Source organism: Pseudomonas marginalis, from assembly GCF_900105325.1.
Lineage (GTDB): Bacteria > Pseudomonadota > Gammaproteobacteria > Pseudomonadales > Pseudomonadaceae > Aquipseudomonas > Aquipseudomonas marginalis.
Genome location: NZ_FNSU01000003.1, coordinates 586,031 through 604,655, shown reverse-complemented (window position 1 = coordinate 604,655; position 18,625 = coordinate 586,031). Strand labels below are relative to the sequence as shown.

The following is an 18,625-nucleotide window of genomic DNA, read 5'->3' as shown; positions in this document are numbered from 1 at the left end:
ATCAGCATTCCCACTCGGAACGGCTGAACAGGTAGCCCTTGCCCCACACGGTCTTGATCTTGCGCGCTTCACCGGCGTGGTCGTCGAACTTGCGGCGCAGCTTGGAAATGGCCACGTCCACCGAACGGTCGGTGCCGTTGAACTCGATACCGCGCAGCCGTTGCAGGATCTGGTCGCGGCTGAGCACTTCGCCGGCATGCCGGGCCAGCACCACCAGCAGGTTGTATTCGCCGCTGGACAACTCCACCGCCTGTTCGCGCCAGGTCACCGTGCGTTCCGACAGGTCGATGCACAGGTTGCCCATCAGGATCTGGTCATTGGCCACCTGGGGCTCGGACAAACTGCTGCGCCGCAGCAAGGTGCGCACCCGCGCCAGCAGCACACGCGGCTCGCAGGGTTTGGTCACGTAGTCGTCGGCGCCCATTTCCAGGCCCAGCACCTGGTCGTGGCTGTCGTCGCGGGCGGTGAGCATCAGGATCGGCAGGCCCGCCGAGTCGGCGCGCAGCAGGCGGCACACTTGCAGACCGTCGAGGCCGGGCAGCATCAGGTCGAGGATCACCAGGTCCGGCGGGTCGAGGCGCGCGCGCTCACGGACGTGGTCGCCACGGCTGAGCACACTGACGTGGTAGCCGTTGCGTTCCAGGTAGCTGGCAATCAGCTCGGAGAGTGCGGCGTCGTCTTCCACCAGGAGGATGTTGGGCATGGTGTTTCCAAATAATGCGGTTTGTTGGTGTGTTGCAGGATTGTGCAAGGATATACGCCCTCGGCGCCCCGCGCGCCGCACCTTACATTTCTTCACAGACGACCTACATAGCTTCACAGCACCACAGCGCCGGTGCCCTTAGGATGCGCCAGTCAATATTGGGATAAGAGCATGTCGAAGAATCTGTTTGCGCCATTTTGCCTGTTGGCCCTGATGCTGGCCCTGAGTGCCTGTGACCAATCGGCCGACGAAGCGCCGCAAATGCCCCTGGCCAAAGTGCGCATCGAAACCCTTGAGGCCAAGCCCCTCTCCATCACCAGCGAATTGAGCGGACGCATCGCCGCGCCACGCATTGCCGAAGTGCGCGCACGGGTGGCCGGGGTGGTGATGCAACGGGTCTTCAAGGAAGGCCATGACGTCAAACAGGGCGACGTGTTGTTTCGCATCGATCCGGCACCGTTCAAGGCTGACCTGGACAGCGCCCAGGCCAACCTGAGCAAGGCCGAGGCCAATGCGTTCCAGGCGCGCCTGCAGGAGCAGCGCTACAGCCAACTGGTGGAAGGCAATGCCATCAGCGGCCAGGACTACGACAACGCCCGCGCCAACCTGCGCCAGACCAACGCCGAAGTCGCCGCCAACAAGGCCGCCGTCGAGCGCGCCAGGTTGAACCTGGGCTATGCCACCGTGACCGCGCCGATTTCCGGACGCATCGGCCGCGCCCTGGTGACCGAAGGGGCACTGGTAGGCCAGAACGAAGCCACGCCCCTGGCGATCATCCAGCAACTGGACCCGATCCACGCCGACCTCACCCAGTCCACCCGCGAGCTCAACGACCTGCGCCGCGCCTTCCGCGCCGGCAGCTTGAAGCAGGTCGGCCAGGACCAGGCCAAGGCCACGTTGATCCAGGACGACGGCAGCCTCTACCCGCTGCCGGGCAAGTTGCTGTTCGCCGAGATCAGCGTCGACCCGGGCACCGGGCAGATCATCCTGCGCAGCGAGTTCCCCAACCCGGACCTCGACCTGTTGCCCGGCAGCTTCGTGCGGGTACGCCTGGAGCAAGCCGTCGACAAACAAGGCATCAGCGTGCCGCAACGCGCCATCACCCGCGACAGCGCCGGCATCCCCATGGTGCTGCTGCTCGACGCCGAGCAGACCGTCAGCCAGCAGCCGGTGGAACTGGGTGCGGTGATCGACGACCGCTGGGTGGTCAGCCATGGCCTCAAGCCCGGCGACCGTATCGTCGTCGAAGGCCTGCAGCACGCGCGCCCCGGTGAAAAAGTCGAGGTCGATGACAGCCCCACACCCGTTGCCCAGGCTTCCGGCCAATAAGGATCTTTGACAATGCCGCAGTTCTTTATTGACCGCCCGATCTTCGCCTGGGTGGTCGCCCTGTTTATCCTGCTGGCCGGCTTGCTGGCCATCCCGCAGTTGCCGGTGGCCCAGTACCCCAACGTCGCGCCGCCGAAGGTGGAAATCTACGCGGTGTACCCGGGCGCCTCGGCCCAGACCCTGGATGAAAGCGTGGTCAGCCTGATCGAGCAGGAGCTCAACGGTGCCGATCACCTGCTGTATTTCGAATCCCAGAGCAGCCTCGGCTCGGCAACGATTACCGCCACGTTCAAGCCCGGCACCCACCCGGAAATGGCCCAGGTCGATGTGCAAAACCGTCTCAAGGCGGTGGAGCCGCGCCTGCCCCAGGCCGTGACCCAGCAAGGTTTGCAGGTGGAGAAAGTCTCCGCCGGCTTCCTGCTGCTGGTCACCCTCACCTCCAGCGACGGCAAGCTCGACGACGTGGCGCTCAGCGATTACCTGGCGCGCAACGTGATGAACGAGCTCAAGCGCCTGGACGGGGTGGGCAAGGCCCAGTTGTACGGTGCCGAACGCGCCATGCGCATCTGGATCGACCCGCAGAAACTGATCGGCTTCAACCTCACGCCGGCCGACGTGAATGCGGCGATCAGCACACAGAACGCCCAGGTTTCGGCCGGCAGTATCGGTGACTTGCCGGGTACCAGGACCCAGGAAATCACCGCCGCGATCCTGGTCAAGGGCCAGCTGTCCACGCCGGCGGAATTCGCCGATATCGTGCTCAAGGCCAACCCGGACGGCTCCACCGTGCGCATCGGCGATGTGGCGCGGGTAGAAGTGGGCAGCCAGGAATACCAGTTCTCCACGCGCCTGAACGGCAAGCCGTCCACCGCCGTCAGCGTGCAACTGGCGCCGGGGGCCAATGCGCTGAACACCGCGACCCTGGTACGGGCGAAGATGGACGAGCTGTCGCGCTACTTCCCGGCCAATGTGGAGTACAAGATCCCGTACGACACCTCGCCGTTCGTCAAGGTCTCGATCACCAAGGTGGTCTACACCCTGCTCGAAGCCATGGCCCTGGTGTTCGCGGTGATGTTCCTGTTCCTGCAGAACGTGCGCTACACCCTGATCCCGACGCTGGTGGTGCCGATCGCGCTGATGGGCACCTTCGCCACCATGCTGTTGCTGGGCTTCTCGATCAACGTGCTGACCATGTTCGGCATGGTGTTGGCCATCGGCATCCTGGTGGATGACGCCATCGTGGTGGTGGAGAACGTCGAACGGATCATGGTCACCGAGGGGCTGTCGCCCAAGGACGCGACGAAGAAAGCCATGGGCCAGATCACCGGCGCCATCGTCGGCATTACCCTGGTGCTGGTCGCGGTATTCCTGCCGATGGCGTTCATGGCCGGCTCGGTGGGGGTGATCTACCAGCAGTTCTCGTTGTCGATGGCCACCTCGATCCTGTTCTCGGCCTTCCTCGCCTTGACCTTGACCCCAGCCCTGTGCGCCACGCTGCTCAAGCCGATTGCCAAGGGCGAGCACCATGCCAAGGGCGGGTTCTTCGGCTGGTTCAACAAGCGCTTCGAGCAACTCAGCGAGCGTTACGAAGGCTGGGTCGCCTATGCCCTCAAGCGCAGCGGCCGTTACCTGCTGATCTACCTGGTGCTGTTGGTGGGCCTGGGGCTGATGTTCAGCCGCCTGCCCTCCTCGTTCCTGCCGGTGGAAGACCAGGGCTACACCATCACCGACATCCAGCTGCCGCCCGGCGCGAGCAAGAACCGCACGCTGCAGGTGGCCGAACAGATCGAAGCGCATAACGCCGGCGAGCCTGGGGTGGGCGACACCACCATGATCATGGGCTTCAGCTTCTCCGGTTCCGGGCAAAACGCGGCGTTGGCGTTTACCACGCTCAAGGATTGGTCGCAACGCGGCAGCGATGACTCCGCCGCCTCGATTGCCGACCGCGCCAACATGGCCTTCAGCGAGCTCAAGGACGCGATCGCCTATGCGGTCCTGCCGCCTCCCGTGGATGGCCTGGGCACCTCCAGCGGTTTCGAGTTCCGCCTGCAGGACCGCGGCGGTGTAGGCCACGCAGCCTTGATGGCGGCACGTACCGAACTGCTCGACGCCGCCGGAAAAAGCCCGATCCTGGCCAACGTGCGCGAAAGCGCCCTGGCCGAGGCGCCGCAAGTGCAGTTGGAAGTCGACCGCAAACAGGCCAACGCGCTGGGCGTCTCGTTTGCGGATGTGGGCAATGTGCTGTCTTCGGCCATCGGTTCGGCCTATATCAACGACTTCCCCAACCAGGGCCGCATGCAGCGCGTGGTGGTGCAGGCTGAAGGTGACCAGCGCAGCCAGGTGGCGGATTTGATGAAGATCCACGTTCGCAACAAGGATGGAAAGATGGTACCGCTGTCGGCGTTTGTCGAAGCCAAATGGACCCAGGGCCCGGCGCAACTGACGCGGTATAACGGCTACCCTGCCATCGCCATTTCCGGCGAGGCCGCACCCGGCCACAGCACCGGCGAGGCGATGGAGGAAATCCAGCGCCTGGTCAGCCAATTGCCGGCAGGCCTGGGCCAGGAGTGGACTGGGTTGTCGCTGCAGGAACGTTTGTCCGGCTCACAGGCGCCGATACTGTTGGGGCTGTCGCTGCTGATCGTGTTCCTGTGCCTGGCGGCGCTGTATGAAAGCTGGTCGATCCCGACGTCGGTGTTGCTGGTGGTGCCGTTGGGCGTGCTCGGCGCGGTGCTGGCGGTGACCTTGCGGGGCATGCCCAACGATGTGTTTTTCAAGGTCGGCCTGATCACCATCATCGGCTTGTCGGCGAAGAACGCGATCCTGATCATCGAGTTCGCCAAGGACCTGTATGACCAGGGCGAAGACCTCATCGACGCCACCCTGAAAGCCGCACGACTCCGGTTGCGCCCGATCATCATGACGTCGCTGGCGTTTATCCTCGGCGTGGTGCCCTTGGCGATTGCCACCGGTGCCAGTTCGGCGAGCCAGCAGGCGATTGGTACCGGGGTAATCGGCGGGATGATCACCGCGACCCTGGCGGTGGTATTTGTGCCGGTGTTCTTTGTGGTGGTCATGAAGCTGGTGCGCAAAAAGCGCTAAGGCTTTTTGGGGGACACTGTAACGGTGGCGGGCCCGCTTGCCACAACAAAAATGCGCTAAGGTGCTCACAGGTAACCATCTGTGAGCTGCCATGCCTTTTCTAGCCCGTACCCACCCTCGCCTCTCCGCCGCCGCTGTGCTCGGCCTTGCCGTCGGCATCCTGGCGCCGGCCGCCACCCTCGCCAGCAAAATCCTCATCGGCTGGAACGCCGGGGTCTGGACCTACCTGGTACTGATGCTGTGGTTGACCAGCCGTGCCAGGGCCGACGATGTGAAGCGCATCGCCGAAATCGAGGACGAAAACGCCGGGCTGGTGCTGTTCACGGTGTGCATCGCCGCCATCGCGAGCCTCGCCACCATCACCTTCGAACTGGTGGGCAGCAAAGACCTGGCCACTTCCGAGCGCCTGCTGCACTACGGGTTTACCGGGCTGACGGTGATCGGTTCATGGCTGTTGATCGGGGTGATTTTCAGCGTGCATTACGCCCGCCTGTATTACACCTGGAACGGCAAGGAACCGGCGTTGCGTTTTGCCGAAGGACTGTTGACGCCGAACTACTGGGACTTCCTGTATTTCTCCTTCACCATCGGCGTGGCGGTGCAAACCTCTGACGTCGGCGTCGCCACCCGCGGCATGCGCAAGGTAGTGCTGGGGCAATCGCTGATCGGTTTTCTGTTCAATACGGCGATCCTGGGGTTCTCGATCAACATCGCCGCCGGGCTGTTCGGCTAGGCTGCACAAACCTTCTAGACGCCCTGGTGCCGTTGGGCGCTAATACCCTTACACATTCCGTCCCGGTGTTTTATGGCTGCGCATAATTGGATCGATCTGTCCCAGGACGCCGACACCGGCATCGAGACCCTGCGCGCGCATTTCGAGGGTCACGCCTATGACCCCCACTGGCATGACAGCTATCTGGTCGGCGTCACCGAACAAGGCGTGCAGCAGTTCAACTGTCGCCGCGCCCGCCACAACAGCGTGCCCGGCCAGGTGTTCCTGGTGGAGCCCGGTGAATTGCATGACGGCGACGCGCCCACGCCGGACGGCTTTACCTACCACATGCTGTACCTCGACCCGCAGTGGCTGGCGCGAGAAGTGAGTGCGGTGTTCGAAGAGGCGCCGCCCCATAGTCAATTGAGCTTCGCCACCACCTTGACCAGCGACCCGCGCCTGGCTCTGGTCACCAGCCAGGCCTTCCAGACGCTGCACAGCGGTGAACTGCGCATCGTGCGCCAGCGCGCCATGGACCAATTGCTCGAACACCTCACCGGCCAACTGTATTGGCGCAGCCGTTACCGTGAAGACCCACGCCTGCCGCAGGTGGCTCACAAGGCCCGGGAGTACCTGCACGCCCACCTGCATCACGATGTCGGCATGGACGAACTGGCCCTGGCCTGTGGCGTCGACCGCTTCCGCCTGAGCCGCGCGTTCAAGAGCGCCTTTGGGTTGCCGCCCCACGCTTACCTGGTGCAATTGCGCCTGGCCCGCGCCCGGCACGCGTTGGCCAGGGGCGAGCAACCGGCCGACGTAGCGATGGCCCTGGGTTTTGCCGATCAAAGTCACCTGGGCCGCTGGTTCGTGCGCGCCTATGGACTGACACCGGCGGCCTACCGCAAGCGCTGCTCAAACCTTCCAGACAGGTAAGCCACAGGCTTGTGAAGATGGACAGCCCTGATCTGTTCATTGGAGTCCGTCTGTATGCCATCCACCTTCCTGCCCTTCCTGTTATTCGCCTTCGTTGCCTCCATCACCCCCGGGCCCACCAATATCCTCGTACTCAGCAACAGCGCGCGTCATGGGCTGCGGGCAGCCGTACCGATCATCCTCGGGGCGTGCGCCGGTGCGGCGGGGATCGTGCTGGCGGTCGGTTCAGGCATCGGCGAATCACTGGTCCATCTGCCGCAAGTGCAAACCGCCATGCAATGGATCGGTATCGCCTGGCTGAGTTACCTCGCCTGGCAGATATTCAGCGCGCCGGCCCAGGCCATTGACACCGATGCCCCACAGAAACGCCTGGGCCTGCTCGGTGCGGCCAGCCTGCAACTGGTCAATCCGAAGACGTGGATGATGGCGTTGGCGGTGGTCAGTGTGTTTGCCGGGCAGGGAGAGGGGCGTGAGGCGCGGGTGTTGGCCTTGTCCCTGGTGTTTTTTGCGGTTTCCCTGCCATGTCTTGGGATGTGGGCGTTGCTGGGCGCAGGCTCCGCCCGCTTAGTGGGGTCGGCCAAGGCCATGCAACGCTTCAATCGATGCATGGCGATCCTATTGCTGGCGTCTGCCTGGCTGGGGATGTGGCACCCGGCGTAGACAACCGACGAATGGCACGGGGAACCTGTTAGTTCTGACAGTTGTGCGTTCGGCGCAGATGGCGCTGAATTGAGTCGCACACCACAGCAACCCATTTAAAGGGCGCGGGGGTTGATTCATGTCAGAACAACCGATGATCAATAATCTGGTTCTAAATGGCACCTTCGCCAGGCACGGGACCTCCTGGACCGCCACGGCCACCGCTCCAGGCCGGGTGGATTTTTCACGTCAACACTGCATCATCACTGCCACGGGACGCGCGGAACAGGAGGTGCCTGCTTCCGGCGGCACCTCCTACACCTTCAGTGCCTATACGTTGATTACCTATGAGGGTGCCGGTTCTGCCCGGCTGACATTTCGACCGTCGGATACAAGTGAATCCATCGGGCTGACGGGGAACCACGGCTGGACCCACCGATCGATCACGTTCAACACCCCCGCAGGCACGACCGGTATCACCGTACAACTGATCGGTGACGCCGGGGAAGTGTGGTTCGATAACGTCAGGCTGGTGGAAGATGAAGGCACCGTCATCCCCATCGAACTGATCCGCAATGGTGATTTCGCCGAAAACGGCAAGGATTGGAGTATCACGGAAATTCCTCCTGGATCTGTCTCGATCCATGACAACAGGTGCCAGGCAAACCTGGGTGGATTCATTGAGCAGGTGATTACCGTCACACCAGGACAAACCTACGATTTTTCCATTGAGGCAATGACCCCCTCAGGCGGTCATGGATTCGCAATATTCGAGCTCACACCGGACAACGTGCAGCAAATAGAACTTCGCGGCGGCGGCGGCTGGGACACTTACACTCACTCGTTGACCATTCCGGAAGGAATACCGGAGTTCACGCTACGGATTCTGGGCGAGACCTTCCTCGTGGTCGACAACCTGTCCCTGAAATTATCCACCGCCTCAGCAAACACACCCAATTAGCGCGCTCATCACACACACAGGTACAACCCATCGCAGGAGAACTCAATCATGACCACTGCAACCGCACGAAAAGCTAAATCCGAAGAAACGACTAAGCAATATTTTCAAGGCAAAATTGGAAGTGAGGATTTCAAGGCAGACTTTATTGAGCATGAATGGAAAAACAACTTTTGGCTGACTGAAGGCGCCATGAAAATTCCACCGGGTGAAACATCGAGACAAAGGGTGATTTTCAAATACCACAACGAAGACTTGCCGTCCGGTCGTTATTCAATTCCAGACACCCAATCCCCCTCTCGATACTCGGTGATTCTCATGACCGTCAACGACACGCCTGTCCCGGCTTATCAGGCACACCGGGGTACCATCGAGTTTTTTCACGACCCTAACGGCAATACGGTCGAGGGCGCACTCAACGTTTACCTCAAGGATATCCACGACAACGAAATAAATATGCAAATCCTGTTCAACACAAAAAATACGTCAGATGAGTCCTGACAAAACGCCCCGGATCCGGGGCGTTTTGTTAAACCTGTTTAAAGCGTACCGCCACTGTCGGATTACCAGTTATAGCGCACGCCGACATTCGCCCCCCACGGTTGATCAACATGTTTGCCCTGGCCGTAGTCGAAGTCGGCATGCACCTGCAGGTTCTGGGACAACGAGACCGAGAACCCCGCCCCCACTTCGATGCGGGAACCTGAGAGGTTATTGTCGAAAGTCTGGTTGTTGACCATGACTTTGTTGTTCTTGACAAATTCATGGGCCACGCCGGCGCGCAAGTACGGCTGAAGCACGCTGCCATCGTCCAGTACGAAGTCACGCCCCACCGTTACGCCCAACTTGCCCAGTACCGAGTCGGTGTGATCGTTCTTGGCTTTCAGGCCGTTGTCCAGGCGATAACTCTTGCCTTGTACCGTCACCACGGAGGCCTGGGCGAACGGTTCGACAAAGAAGTCATCGTCGAGTTTGATATGACGACCGACCTCCACGGACGCACCCAGCGCATTGGTGCTGTAGTTACCTTTGGTTTGCTTGCCGTCACTCAAACCGACCTTGGCATTGTTGTTCAGGCGGTTGGCCTTGACCACCCCATCCAGGTAATACCCGCTCTCTTCATCCAGCCAGGTGGCATACAGGCCCGCGTAGTAACTCTGCACCGTACCCGAGGTACCCCGGCTGAGATCCAGGTCGGAAGTACTGTGACCGGCCATCACCCCCAGCAACCATTGCCCGTCGCCTACCGGTGTATCGGCACCCAGAGAGAAACCGCGCTGGTTTTGATCGTAGGCTCCGCCGTCCCCACCGCTGATTTCGTACTTATTGCCGTAGGCACGCAGCCAACCGCCGGCTTCGACACCGCTATAGCGAAGGTCTCCCATGCGGCTGCGCAGGGAGGTCATTTCGCCATACCACACGGTCGGCGCCGTATTGAACAACGCCAGTACCGAGCGGGTACCTGGGCTGACGATACGATTGTTCGGGTCGAGGAACCAATCGTTGCCTTCCTGCTTGAGTCCATAAGACCAGGCCCCAACGTCCACCGCCCCGCCCAGCAACTCGAACTGCGCGTCACCGCCACCGGTATGGACGATATGCACCGCGCCAGGATTGCCGGGCTCTGCACCGCTACTGGCGAGCAACAGGCCATGATGACCGGTGGCCTCACCGCTGATATTCAAAAAGTCAGTCAGGCCCCGGGCAAAATCAGTGCCCATCGCAAAGGTGCCCTGGCCCGACAGGCGCTCCAGGTCCAACCGATAAAAAGCGTCATCGTCGCCGAACTTGACCACGCCGTCGGCCAGTCTCAGATCACCGACCTGACTATGGCCGGTCATGATCCACAGGGACTCATCACCTACTTCCAAGGATGAAACATTCTCCATGCGGCCGATCAATGAGGCCCGATCATTAAGCTTGAGATGAGCCTGGCTGCCGGACTCGACAATGACATCACCTTGAAGCCGGCTGTTCTCGACCCTCATGTTCGCCGTGGAGTTGCCTTTTACTTCCAGCAAATGGCCATTGCCGCCGGTAAGGGTCGAGCCATTGCGTACCACAATATCCGCCATGGCGCCCTGGCCCCTGGCCCCCTGTACCAGCAGCGCAGCACCGGTGACGCCGGTCACGTGGGTTTGGTCCAGAAGCAGCGTATTGGCCCCCGGCGCATATCGGTCATAAGACATTTCCACGCCGTTGCGCCCACCAGTGATGTTGCTTTGATAGGCACGCGCCGTGGCGCTCTGCAGGCTCAACCCGAAACTGTCCGCGCCGGTACCGACTACCTGGCTATTTACGGTTTCCAGCAGGCTACCGCCGGTAACGGCGGCACCACCGGTTGCGCCCACGATGACACTGCCGTTTGCGGTTGCCGTGGACGCCTGGGTTGAGGTGGTAAATTTACCGACCACCATCCCATGGTAGTCAGCACTGGAAATCACACTGTCGTTGATCTGTGCTGTGCTGCTGAGCAAAGTGATGCCGGTCTGGAACGCGCCGGAAGCGGTGACGCGACTGGCGCCTACATTCACATTCGAGCCGCCCTGGGCGACGACAGTGCCCATGATCAAGCTGTTCTGGCTGACATTCAGGCTCGAAGCATTGGCATAAACGTCCAGTGTCCGTCCGTCTATTACGTTGAGCGTGGCATTTTGCAGCTCAAACGTATCGATATAGGCGTCATGGTCAATGGTTTCAGTGCCATTCTCGATGAGCCTGGCATGGGCCCCAGGTGCCAGAAACAATAACGTTACAACAGACGGCACCTGCATCATTGCAACTAACGGTTTTAACTTGAAAAACGAATTGATATTCACAACACACCACTCATTCAACAGACATTCCGCGACGGAACGGTTCGGCCTATTTCCAGAGGGTTGGAGCCAGGCCACTCAAGGCCGCAAAACTACAGATTGGAATTACCTGCATATGTAGGACTAATCCCAATCTATCTGTATGAATGAATGCTTGCCCCATGAGCGTGTGCACTGGGATATTGGAACCGAGGGGTGCGCAAACACCCCCCGTAGACTTTTTAGGCCACGCCATCCTCTTGGGTGGTAGGGGGTTGATTTTCGCAGAACACGCCATTCAAGTCCGTGAACCGAGTGCGGGTCCACGCTCTCACGGAGGGTTGCTCTCCCTCTCCGGGGATGGGAACGAAGTAGTGAAAGTCCGCCGAGTTCCGGACCGCTGGCCGTATGACAGCATAGGGGACAGTTATAGTGAATCCGTTGGCCACCATGTCTGGCGTCAATGGCGGCGAGTGGATCGTCGTGGTCTCGCCCAGCTGGCTATCGCCGGTGATATCGCTGAACACCCGCACCTCACAGCGGATCACCATAAACTCCCTGAAGTAAGTCATATTTCCGGGAACCCTGACAGTGCCCGCAAACGTCGTGCGATTGAGATCGGTACACGACCAGAATGTGGTCGCCTTGGAAAAGGTTGCCGGCTCCAGTACGACCTTATTGGCATTGACAACCACCGGCTGTGGCGCAGAGCGCTGGATGTTGTCGTTGGTCGCCCACTCCAGCGTGTAGAAGACGTTGACTATACCGTTACCGACAGCACGAATTATCGACCAGGGTACGCTCATTGAAACCGTATCCCCCGGTCCTTCGGTCGTGATCGGCACAACGTCGAACGCATATTCAAAACTGCCCCAATACCCCCTCAGCACCGTGCCTGGCGCCGGAATAGGCGTGTCCCACAGTACGATTTCAACCGTAGCTTCCTTCTCGAAGTCATCTTCAGTCAGCTGGTTTTCCAGGTCTGGATCAGAGCCGTAGACCAGCACGGGATTGAGCAGCGGATTCTCCGGGTCGGTTCCAGGCGTGGGACCTGGCGCGGAAAAATCAATTTTGATGTCATGGGTAGGCGCATCGAATGGACTGCCGTTACGGTCGATAAAATAATCAATTGAGGTATCCAGTTCACCTGTGTTCGTACCGTAATGGGCCAGAAGCGCGGTCCTGCTGACGGGAAGCATTAACGGAAAGGGCAGATAAAAATTAACCGCGAAACGCTGTGGCGGCTGGCTACCGAGCGTCAGTTCGATTACATCGATCGTCGGCAGATTGTTGGCATATTCGCGAATAGCGACGTAAACCCCGGTCGGCTCATAAAGGTCCTCCAAGTCAAGCAGGCCATCATCAGGCAGAAGCGCCAAAGGTACATACGCTTCCAAGGGCTCTGGTTCAGCGGTCAGATTCAACTTAACGCGCGCAGGGGCTGAGTCTTTGCTGATGTTGCCGGCGAGATCGATCAATTGGTAAAACAGGTAGTTGAGTCCCGCGCGGTTGCCGGTAATCAACGCCCACGGCACGGTAAAACTCAACGCAGCGGTTATGGGATAGGTGTCAATCGGCTCAGACAATTGTGAAGAAAAGTCGGGAGAAAAATACACGGCGATGCTAACGCCCAACTCGGCACCACCCGGAGCATCCGGAAAGGTGCACACCAGACCGTCCGGGTTGTCTTCAATATGTTGCTCAGTGATTTCATCTGTCAAATAGCCCGGAAAACTGGGCGCAGGCGGATAGTTGGGGCGTAGAGGCTCGGTTCGGTCGACCTCCAAGGGCGCCCCCACCCTCAGCGGCGTGGGGGATGCGCCTTCATAAAGGATGTAGCCGATCTCATGCTGCCCTTCCGTCAGCCGGGAGACAGGGATGTCCCGGATAAAGGGTTCGTCAATAGGCTGGCGATCAGGGAATGTGGGGGTTTGGAATTGCACGCTATACATCGCCGCCCCCCAATTCGTGGAGCCTTTGCCGCGCATATGTATATCGAGTCGGGTGGTTGCCGGATCAAGATCTTCTTCCTCCGCCAACTCTGAAATATCAAACGTTACAGGAAGCGGTTTTCTCGCATCGATCTCCAAAATCAACCCGTTTTCATTCAGAGAGTCAAAGGTAGGCAGAGGCAGCGCCAAGCCCCCTGCTCTACGCCGGGACAAGAGTTCTTTATTAACCTCGCGCGATTGAATGGCAGCCTTCTGCTTTTTACTTAACGTTGTCATCTGTATTCTCCTTTTGCACTTGAAGTCACTCTTACAGCCGGATAAACCATTGCCTCACATGACACTCATCAAGTCGCACAGCTGCTTCATCGCCACCACCAAACGCCGCAATTCATATCAGCCATCACTTTAAAGTGCCCTACACTACTTGCCCGCCGAATCCTCTCCGTCCGGACCGCAGTAACTCCCTCCCGAGTACTTCTGGTCAATCTTCGCGTAGCGTTCCCTTGAGGAGCCTATGATTCTTTTCTTGCGCCACAAGGTATACGTGACGCCCACCGAACTCCCCGGACTGTTGGGGTGCGGTGACCTGATCGGTTTGATTTTTTCTTCATAGTTGGATTGCTTGAACGTATATCCCTCTTGGGCCTGCTGCTCCGTCAAGCGGTGCGTCAGGGTGTCCGCAGTCAATGTTATGGCCTTGCCACCGCCTCCGAACTCTTCATAGCCCTGCCATGTCACCACAAGATCATCGTCTTTCCTGAAGGCGCCCTCAGGAAGAATCCGAATGGGAATGTGATCCCACATCGCCGGGCTGGAGCCACAGTTAATAAACATGTTGTCATTGGCGCTGGGGTACTCGACACGCTGAAAGACCAGGGGAGGCACTACATCGACATTGACTTCAGTAAAGTTGGAAAGCTGTTCATTAACGCCATTAAACGTCGTGTAGTACACCTGCATCTTTTCCTCATTGCCGGCACCGACAATAACTTCCCACGGAATATCACTGAACTCCACGCGCACGCCCTCGGCATCACCCTTATCGGTATCGACGACATAGTGCGCAATCGGGTTATCCATGCTGGGAAAGTCCCCCCAATACAATTCCAATACTTCGCCGTTGCGCGGCTGGTGATACAACGGGACACTGGCATACACGCGCTTGCCCTCATCACGAATATCAATGTGGTTTTCAGCCATGGAGCCTTCACCCCATACCGTCACCCTGGGCAGGTTAAGGTTGAGCAGTGCGGGGGCATCGAGATGGTCCTGCCCGGCGACTCTGAAGTCCCAGCGGATCAATGCCGGCGGGCTGGGCGGGGTGGGCGTGTCGCTACCGGACCGGGTAATGGTGTAAGTGGCCACGCCTTCTGCGAGTCCCAGGCCATCCTCTATCAACCTGGGCCACGGGATGACGACATCGAAAGGCAACTCGGGGACGGACTGGCGGGTAAGCACGGTTTTCCCCCATCGGACTGTGACCCGGTCACCGGCTTGCCAATTGTCGTATTGCACCTTGGCGACTACGCCGATCCGAGCGTCATGCCGATTGATCAGGCCGCTCGCCATCGCAGGAATGACAAGGGGCTGCAAATCAGACGGAACCGCCGACAACTGGACTTCCACAGGCGACTGCTCAGACCTGGGGCCGCGGTTGCTGGAGCGGTCCTGAAGCCGGATATGAACGTACTGAGTACCGTTGGGGTACAGGCGAAACAAATCCCCAGGCACAGGGAGGACAAGGGGCGTGTCTTCGAAGGGAAACTCTACATAGCCACTCGGCGCAGCGTCCGGTGGCGGGTTTTGGTCCGTAATCCAGTAATAGATCCTGTCCCAGGATCGACGACCGTTGTAGGGCGGCACTACCAGGTCAACGGTTGGATGCGTGGCCAGATAGCCTTCATCAATCAACCCCACCGGAAAAGCCGGGGACGGCGGGGTAACGTTATTGTTGGGTGGGCTCCGATCAAGCACCAGGGTCCGGAACTCCGACGTAGTCGGCAGACCGGTTTCATCAGTGATCCGATAAGCCAAGCGGACTGTGCCGTCGTTCTCCAGATAGTCTCGCGGCACACTGATCGGAAAAGGGAATGCCTTGGTAATCGGGCCATCCCACCGCTCCCGGAACGGCGGGACACCCTCCCCGCCACTGCGCGACCAAACGATTTCGACAATATTGAACTCACCGGCTTGCGCAGCATCCTCCCACAGTTCCGGGATCACCACTTCCAGGTCGCTGTCGAGATATTGGTGAGGGATATACCCCTCCACGATCGGTGGGACAACATCGTCCAGAATGGGCACCCGAATATCGGCCAAGCGCAAAATGCCGTTATACAGCCGCCTACTTTCGGGGGTTTTATCAGCACTCATCGGAGCCTCCCGTCATACCCATGTCGCACACCGCCACGGCGCGTCTGGTATTCATTAAACGCTCAATGCCTGGCGTCGAATACTGTCAGAACTAACAGGTGGGTATCGCCACTTGTCGGATATCAAGCGATGCCGAGGGCATGAGACGCTTGACGAAATGAGCGAGTTGATGTCTTCTGAAACCGGTTTCAGCCTGCCAAGCCACGGCTGAAACCGACTCATCCAATAAGAAAGGCCTGCGACCGTGACTCCTTTTTCCGCCGCCCAGCGCACCCGCGTCACCATGCTCGACGTCGCCCAACACGCCGGCGTCTCCAAGGCCAGTGTGTCGCGCTTTATCGGCGACGACCGCGCCCTGCTCTCCGATGCCATCGCCCTGCGCATCGAACACGCCATCGAACAGCTCGGCTACCGCCCCAACCAGATGGCCCGCGGGCTGAAACGTGGCCGCACGCGCCTGATCGGCATGCTGGTGGCCGATATCCGCAACCCCTACTCCATTGCCGTGATGCACGGCGTCGAAACCGCCTGCCGCCGGCATGGCTACAGCCTGGTGGTGTGCAACACCGACCGCGATGACGAGCAGGAGCGCCAGCATTTGGCGGCGCTGCGCTCGTACAACATCGAAGGGCTGATCGTGAACACCCTCGGCCATCACCTCGACCAATTGCTGGAACTGCAGCGGGAAATGCCCCTGGTGCTGGTAGACCGCAAGGTCGAGCCGCTGCACAGCGACTTGGTGGGGCTGGATAACCCGGCGGCGGTGCGCATGGCGGTGGAACACCTGGAACAGCAGGGTTACCGCGATGTATTGCTGGTGAGCGAAGCCTGCGATGGCACCAGTTCACGGCAGGAGCGCCTGGACAGCTTCAAGAGCGAAATCGCCCGGCGCCCGGCGCTGACCGGCGCGGTGCTGGCGCTCGATGACGGGCTGGAACAACGCCTGCAAGCCTTTCTCGCCAAACCCGGGCCCAAGGCGGTGTTCTGTGCCAACGGCGTCGCCACACTGGCCCTCGCCCGTGCGCTCAAGGCGCTGGACTGCAAGCTGTTCGACGACGTAGGGCTGATCGCCCTGGATGACCTGGACTGGTACCCGCTGGTGGGCAACGGCATCACCGCCCTCGCCCAACCCACCGAAGCGATTGGCGCCAGTGCGTTCGACTGCCTGCTCAAGCGCTTGCGCGGTGACACCGAACCGACCCGAACCCTGGACTTTTTGCCCCAGTTGATCATCCGAGGCTCAACCCAGCGCCCCTGCACGTAGCAGCTGCCGAGCCTTGGCGAGGCTGCGTCGGCGGCGTACCTGACACACCGCAAACGCAGCCTCGCCAAGGCTCGGCAGCTGCTACGGCAGAGTCGATTAGATATTTAACGCAAAAAATGAAACCGGTTTCAGAGGTAAACAACAATGCACAAATACCCCGTCTCCATCAGCCTTTCCAGCTACGGCGCCGACCTGGTCCGCCAGCAAGGCCAATTGAGTTTTGTCGAATTGCTGGCCGCCGCCGGTGCCCGGCGCATCGAGTGGCGCGAAGAACTGCTGACCAGCGAGCAACCTGCACAACTGGCCCAGGCTGCCGCCGAGCAAGGCCTGGAGTGTGTGTTCTCATCGCCTCTGGAATTGTGGATCGCCGGCCGCGCCCAGCCGAATGCCGACCTCAACGCAACCCTGGACCGCGCCCAGGCCTTTGGTGCGCGCTGGCTGAAAGTCTCCCTCGGCTACTTCACCGACACCAACGACCTGGAAAGCCTGCACGCCCTGCTCGCCCGCCATCCGGTCAAGCTCTTGGTGGAAAACGACCAGACCCTGCACGGCGGGCGCATTGAGCCGATGCAGCGCTTCTTCACCGAGGTCGAACGCCTGGGCCTGCCGGTGAAGATGACCTTCGATATCGGCAACTGGCAGTGGCAGGACCAGTCCGCCCTGACCGCCGCGCGCCTGCTCGGCCGGCACGTCGACTATCTGCACTGCAAGGCCGTGGCCCGTCGCGCGGACGGCAAGCTGGTGGCGCTGCCGCCCGGCGCCACCGACCTGCATCTGTGGGAACAACTGCTCACGCACATGACTCAAGGCATTACACGGGCGGTGGAATTCCCGTTGCAGGGCGATGACCTGGTCGACGTCACCGCGCAACAGGTCGCAGCCCTCGCCCTCCTTGGCCAACCCCGTGGGGAGAATGCCCATGTCTGAGATCGATATCCTCTCGTTTGGCGAAACCATGGCGATGTTTGTCGCCGAGCAGACCGGCGACCTGGCCCAGGTGGCACAGTTTCACAAACGCATTGCCGGCGCCGACAGCAATGTCGCCATCGGCCTGTCGCGCCTGGGCTTCAACGTCGCCTGGCTGAGCCGGGTGGGCAATGATTCCCTCGGGCGTTTTGTGGTCGACACGCTGAAAAAAGAAGGCCTGGATTGCCGGCACGTGGCGGTCGACCCGGCGCACCCCACCGGCTTTCAACTCAAGTCCCGCGAAGAAGCCGGCGATGACCCGCAGGTGGAGTATTTCCGCAAGGGCTCGGCCGCCAGCCATTTGTCCACTGCGGCCATCAGCCCGGCGCTGTTGCAGGCCCGCCATCTGCATGCCACCGGCATTCCGCCGGCCTTGTCCGAGGCCACCCGCGAGCTGTCCCGCGAGTTGATGACACAGATGCGCAAAGCCGGTGGCAGCGTGTCGTTCGACCCAAACCTGCGTCCGTCGCTGTGGACCAGCCAGGAACAGATGATCCGCGAAATCAACGCCCTCGCCGGTCTCGCCGACTGGGTCCTGCCGGGCCTGGGCGAAGGCCGTCTGCTCACCGGTTTCGACGACCCGGCGGATATCGCCGCCTTCTACCTCGACCAAGGCGCCGAAGCCGTGGCGATCAAGCTCGGCCCGGACGGCGCCTACTTCCGCACCCAGCTGGACCAGGGCTTTGTCGCCGCCGTGCGCGTGGACAAGGTGGTGGACACCGTCGGCGCCGGCGATGGGTTTGCGGTGGGCATGATCAGCGCCCTGCTGGAAAACCTCAGCTTCCCCGAGGCGGTACAACGGGGTAACTGGATCGGCAGCCGCGCCGTGCAAAGCCGCGGCGATATGGAAGGCTTGCCCACCCGCTCCGAATTACCCACCCGATCCGTCGCTTGACCCA

The 18,625-nt window shown here is 60.4% G+C and carries 14 protein-coding genes; 10 read left to right on the top strand and 4 right to left on the bottom strand.

Annotated elements, in window-relative coordinates:
* Window position 1 precedes the first annotated feature (1 nt).
* On the bottom strand, window positions 2-703 hold the full coding sequence (locus BLW22_RS12070) for a response regulator (RefSeq protein ID WP_027606419.1): 702 nt from the start codon (window positions 701-703) through the stop codon (window positions 2-4).
* 171 nt (window positions 704-874) lie between these two features.
* On the opposite strand from BLW22_RS12070, the gene BLW22_RS12065 reads away from it, so the two are divergent.
* The 7 genes from BLW22_RS12065 (at window position 875) to BLW22_RS12035 (ending at window position 8,877) form a co-directional block, all read left to right on the top strand.
* Window positions 875-2,032, top strand: coding sequence for an efflux RND transporter periplasmic adaptor subunit (locus BLW22_RS12065; RefSeq protein ID WP_065948647.1), 1,158 nt, complete (start codon window positions 875-877; stop codon window positions 2,030-2,032).
* A 12-nt stretch (window positions 2,033-2,044) separates the two neighbouring features.
* Window positions 2,045-5,134: an efflux RND transporter permease subunit gene (locus BLW22_RS12060; protein ID WP_074846453.1), complete on the top strand. Its 3,090-nt coding sequence runs from the start codon at window positions 2,045-2,047 to the stop codon at window positions 5,132-5,134.
* 91 nt (window positions 5,135-5,225) lie between these two features.
* Complete coding sequence (locus BLW22_RS12055) at window positions 5,226-5,867, top strand: DUF1345 domain-containing protein (RefSeq protein ID WP_074846450.1); 642 nt, start codon at window positions 5,226-5,228, stop codon at window positions 5,865-5,867.
* 72 nt (window positions 5,868-5,939) lie between these two features.
* The gene (locus BLW22_RS12050) at window positions 5,940-6,779 is read left to right on the top strand and encodes an AraC family transcriptional regulator (protein WP_065927865.1); all 840 of its coding nucleotides are present in this window, start codon (window positions 5,940-5,942) and stop codon (window positions 6,777-6,779) included.
* Window positions 6,780-6,833: 54 nt separating this feature from the next.
* A complete protein-coding gene (locus tag BLW22_RS12045) occupies window positions 6,834-7,439 on the top strand; it encodes a LysE family translocator (protein ID WP_065948649.1) in 606 nt (201 codons plus the stop codon).
* A 118-nt stretch (window positions 7,440-7,557) separates the two neighbouring features.
* Window positions 7,558-8,379: a hypothetical protein gene (locus BLW22_RS12040; RefSeq protein WP_141691322.1), complete on the top strand. Its 822-nt coding sequence runs from the start codon at window positions 7,558-7,560 to the stop codon at window positions 8,377-8,379.
* 48 nt (window positions 8,380-8,427) lie between these two features.
* A complete protein-coding gene (locus BLW22_RS12035) occupies window positions 8,428-8,877 on the top strand; it encodes a hypothetical protein (protein ID WP_074846447.1) in 450 nt (149 codons plus the stop codon).
* 62 nt (window positions 8,878-8,939) lie between these two features.
* On the opposite strand, the gene BLW22_RS12030 is transcribed toward BLW22_RS12035, so the two are convergent.
* The 3 genes from BLW22_RS12030 to BLW22_RS12020 all read right to left on the bottom strand — a co-directional run bounded on the left by BLW22_RS12030 (window position 8,940) and on the right by BLW22_RS12020 (window position 15,496).
* Window positions 8,940-11,150: an autotransporter outer membrane beta-barrel domain-containing protein gene (locus BLW22_RS12030; protein ID WP_143045169.1), complete on the bottom strand. Its 2,211-nt coding sequence runs from the start codon at window positions 11,148-11,150 to the stop codon at window positions 8,940-8,942.
* 263 nt (window positions 11,151-11,413) lie between these two features.
* Window positions 11,414-13,399 carry a hypothetical protein gene (locus tag BLW22_RS12025; protein WP_074846444.1) on the bottom strand — a complete coding sequence of 662 codons (1,986 nt, stop codon included), beginning with the start codon at window positions 13,397-13,399 and terminating at the stop codon, window positions 11,414-11,416.
* Window positions 13,400-13,543: 144 nt separating this feature from the next.
* Entirely contained in the window at window positions 13,544-15,496 is a 1,953-nt protein-coding gene (locus BLW22_RS12020; protein ID WP_074846443.1) for a hypothetical protein, read from the bottom strand.
* 244 nt (window positions 15,497-15,740) lie between these two features.
* Here BLW22_RS12020 and BLW22_RS12015 point away from each other — a divergent pair, with 244 nt between their 5' ends.
* The 3 genes from BLW22_RS12015 (at window position 15,741) to BLW22_RS12005 (ending at window position 18,621) form a co-directional block, all read left to right on the top strand.
* Window positions 15,741-16,760 (top strand): LacI family DNA-binding transcriptional regulator, encoded by a 1,020-nt coding sequence (locus tag BLW22_RS12015; RefSeq protein WP_074846441.1) that lies wholly within the window; start codon window positions 15,741-15,743, stop codon window positions 16,758-16,760.
* Between the two features lie 144 nt (window positions 16,761-16,904).
* The gene (locus BLW22_RS12010) at window positions 16,905-17,687 is read left to right on the top strand and encodes a sugar phosphate isomerase/epimerase family protein (RefSeq protein WP_027606430.1); all 783 of its coding nucleotides are present in this window, start codon (window positions 16,905-16,907) and stop codon (window positions 17,685-17,687) included.
* Window positions 17,680-18,621: a sugar kinase gene (locus BLW22_RS12005; RefSeq protein ID WP_065927873.1), complete on the top strand. Its 942-nt coding sequence runs from the start codon at window positions 17,680-17,682 to the stop codon at window positions 18,619-18,621. Before BLW22_RS12010 ends, BLW22_RS12005 begins: the two co-directional genes overlap by 8 nt.
* Window positions 18,622-18,625: the final 4 nt, after the last annotated feature.

Bases quoted from the DNA above. Each gene is read 5' to 3' on its own strand.
- BLW22_RS12070 (WP_027606419.1), bottom strand. From the start codon at position 703: ATGCCCAACATCCTCCTGGTGGAAGACGACGCCGCACTCTCCGAGCTG.
- BLW22_RS12065 (WP_065948647.1), top strand. From the start codon at position 875: ATGTCGAAGAATCTGTTTGCGCCATTTTGCCTGTTGGCCCTGATGCTG.
- BLW22_RS12060 (WP_074846453.1), top strand. From the start codon at position 2,045: ATGCCGCAGTTCTTTATTGACCGCCCGATCTTCGCCTGGGTGGTCGCC.
- BLW22_RS12055 (WP_074846450.1), top strand. From the start codon at position 5,226: ATGCCTTTTCTAGCCCGTACCCACCCTCGCCTCTCCGCCGCCGCTGTG.
- BLW22_RS12050 (WP_065927865.1), top strand. From the start codon at position 5,940: ATGGCTGCGCATAATTGGATCGATCTGTCCCAGGACGCCGACACCGGC.
- BLW22_RS12045 (WP_065948649.1), top strand. From the start codon at position 6,834: ATGCCATCCACCTTCCTGCCCTTCCTGTTATTCGCCTTCGTTGCCTCC.
- BLW22_RS12040 (WP_141691322.1), top strand. From the start codon at position 7,558: ATGTCAGAACAACCGATGATCAATAATCTGGTTCTAAATGGCACCTTC.
- BLW22_RS12035 (WP_074846447.1), top strand. From the start codon at position 8,428: ATGACCACTGCAACCGCACGAAAAGCTAAATCCGAAGAAACGACTAAG.
- BLW22_RS12030 (WP_143045169.1), bottom strand. From the start codon at position 11,150: ATGCAGGTGCCGTCTGTTGTAACGTTATTGTTTCTGGCACCTGGGGCC.
- BLW22_RS12025 (WP_074846444.1), bottom strand. From the start codon at position 13,399: ATGACAACGTTAAGTAAAAAGCAGAAGGCTGCCATTCAATCGCGCGAG.
- BLW22_RS12020 (WP_074846443.1), bottom strand. From the start codon at position 15,496: ATGAGTGCTGATAAAACCCCCGAAAGTAGGCGGCTGTATAACGGCATT.
- BLW22_RS12010 (WP_027606430.1), top strand. From the start codon at position 16,905: ATGCACAAATACCCCGTCTCCATCAGCCTTTCCAGCTACGGCGCCGAC.
- BLW22_RS12005 (WP_065927873.1), top strand. From the start codon at position 17,680: ATGTCTGAGATCGATATCCTCTCGTTTGGCGAAACCATGGCGATGTTT.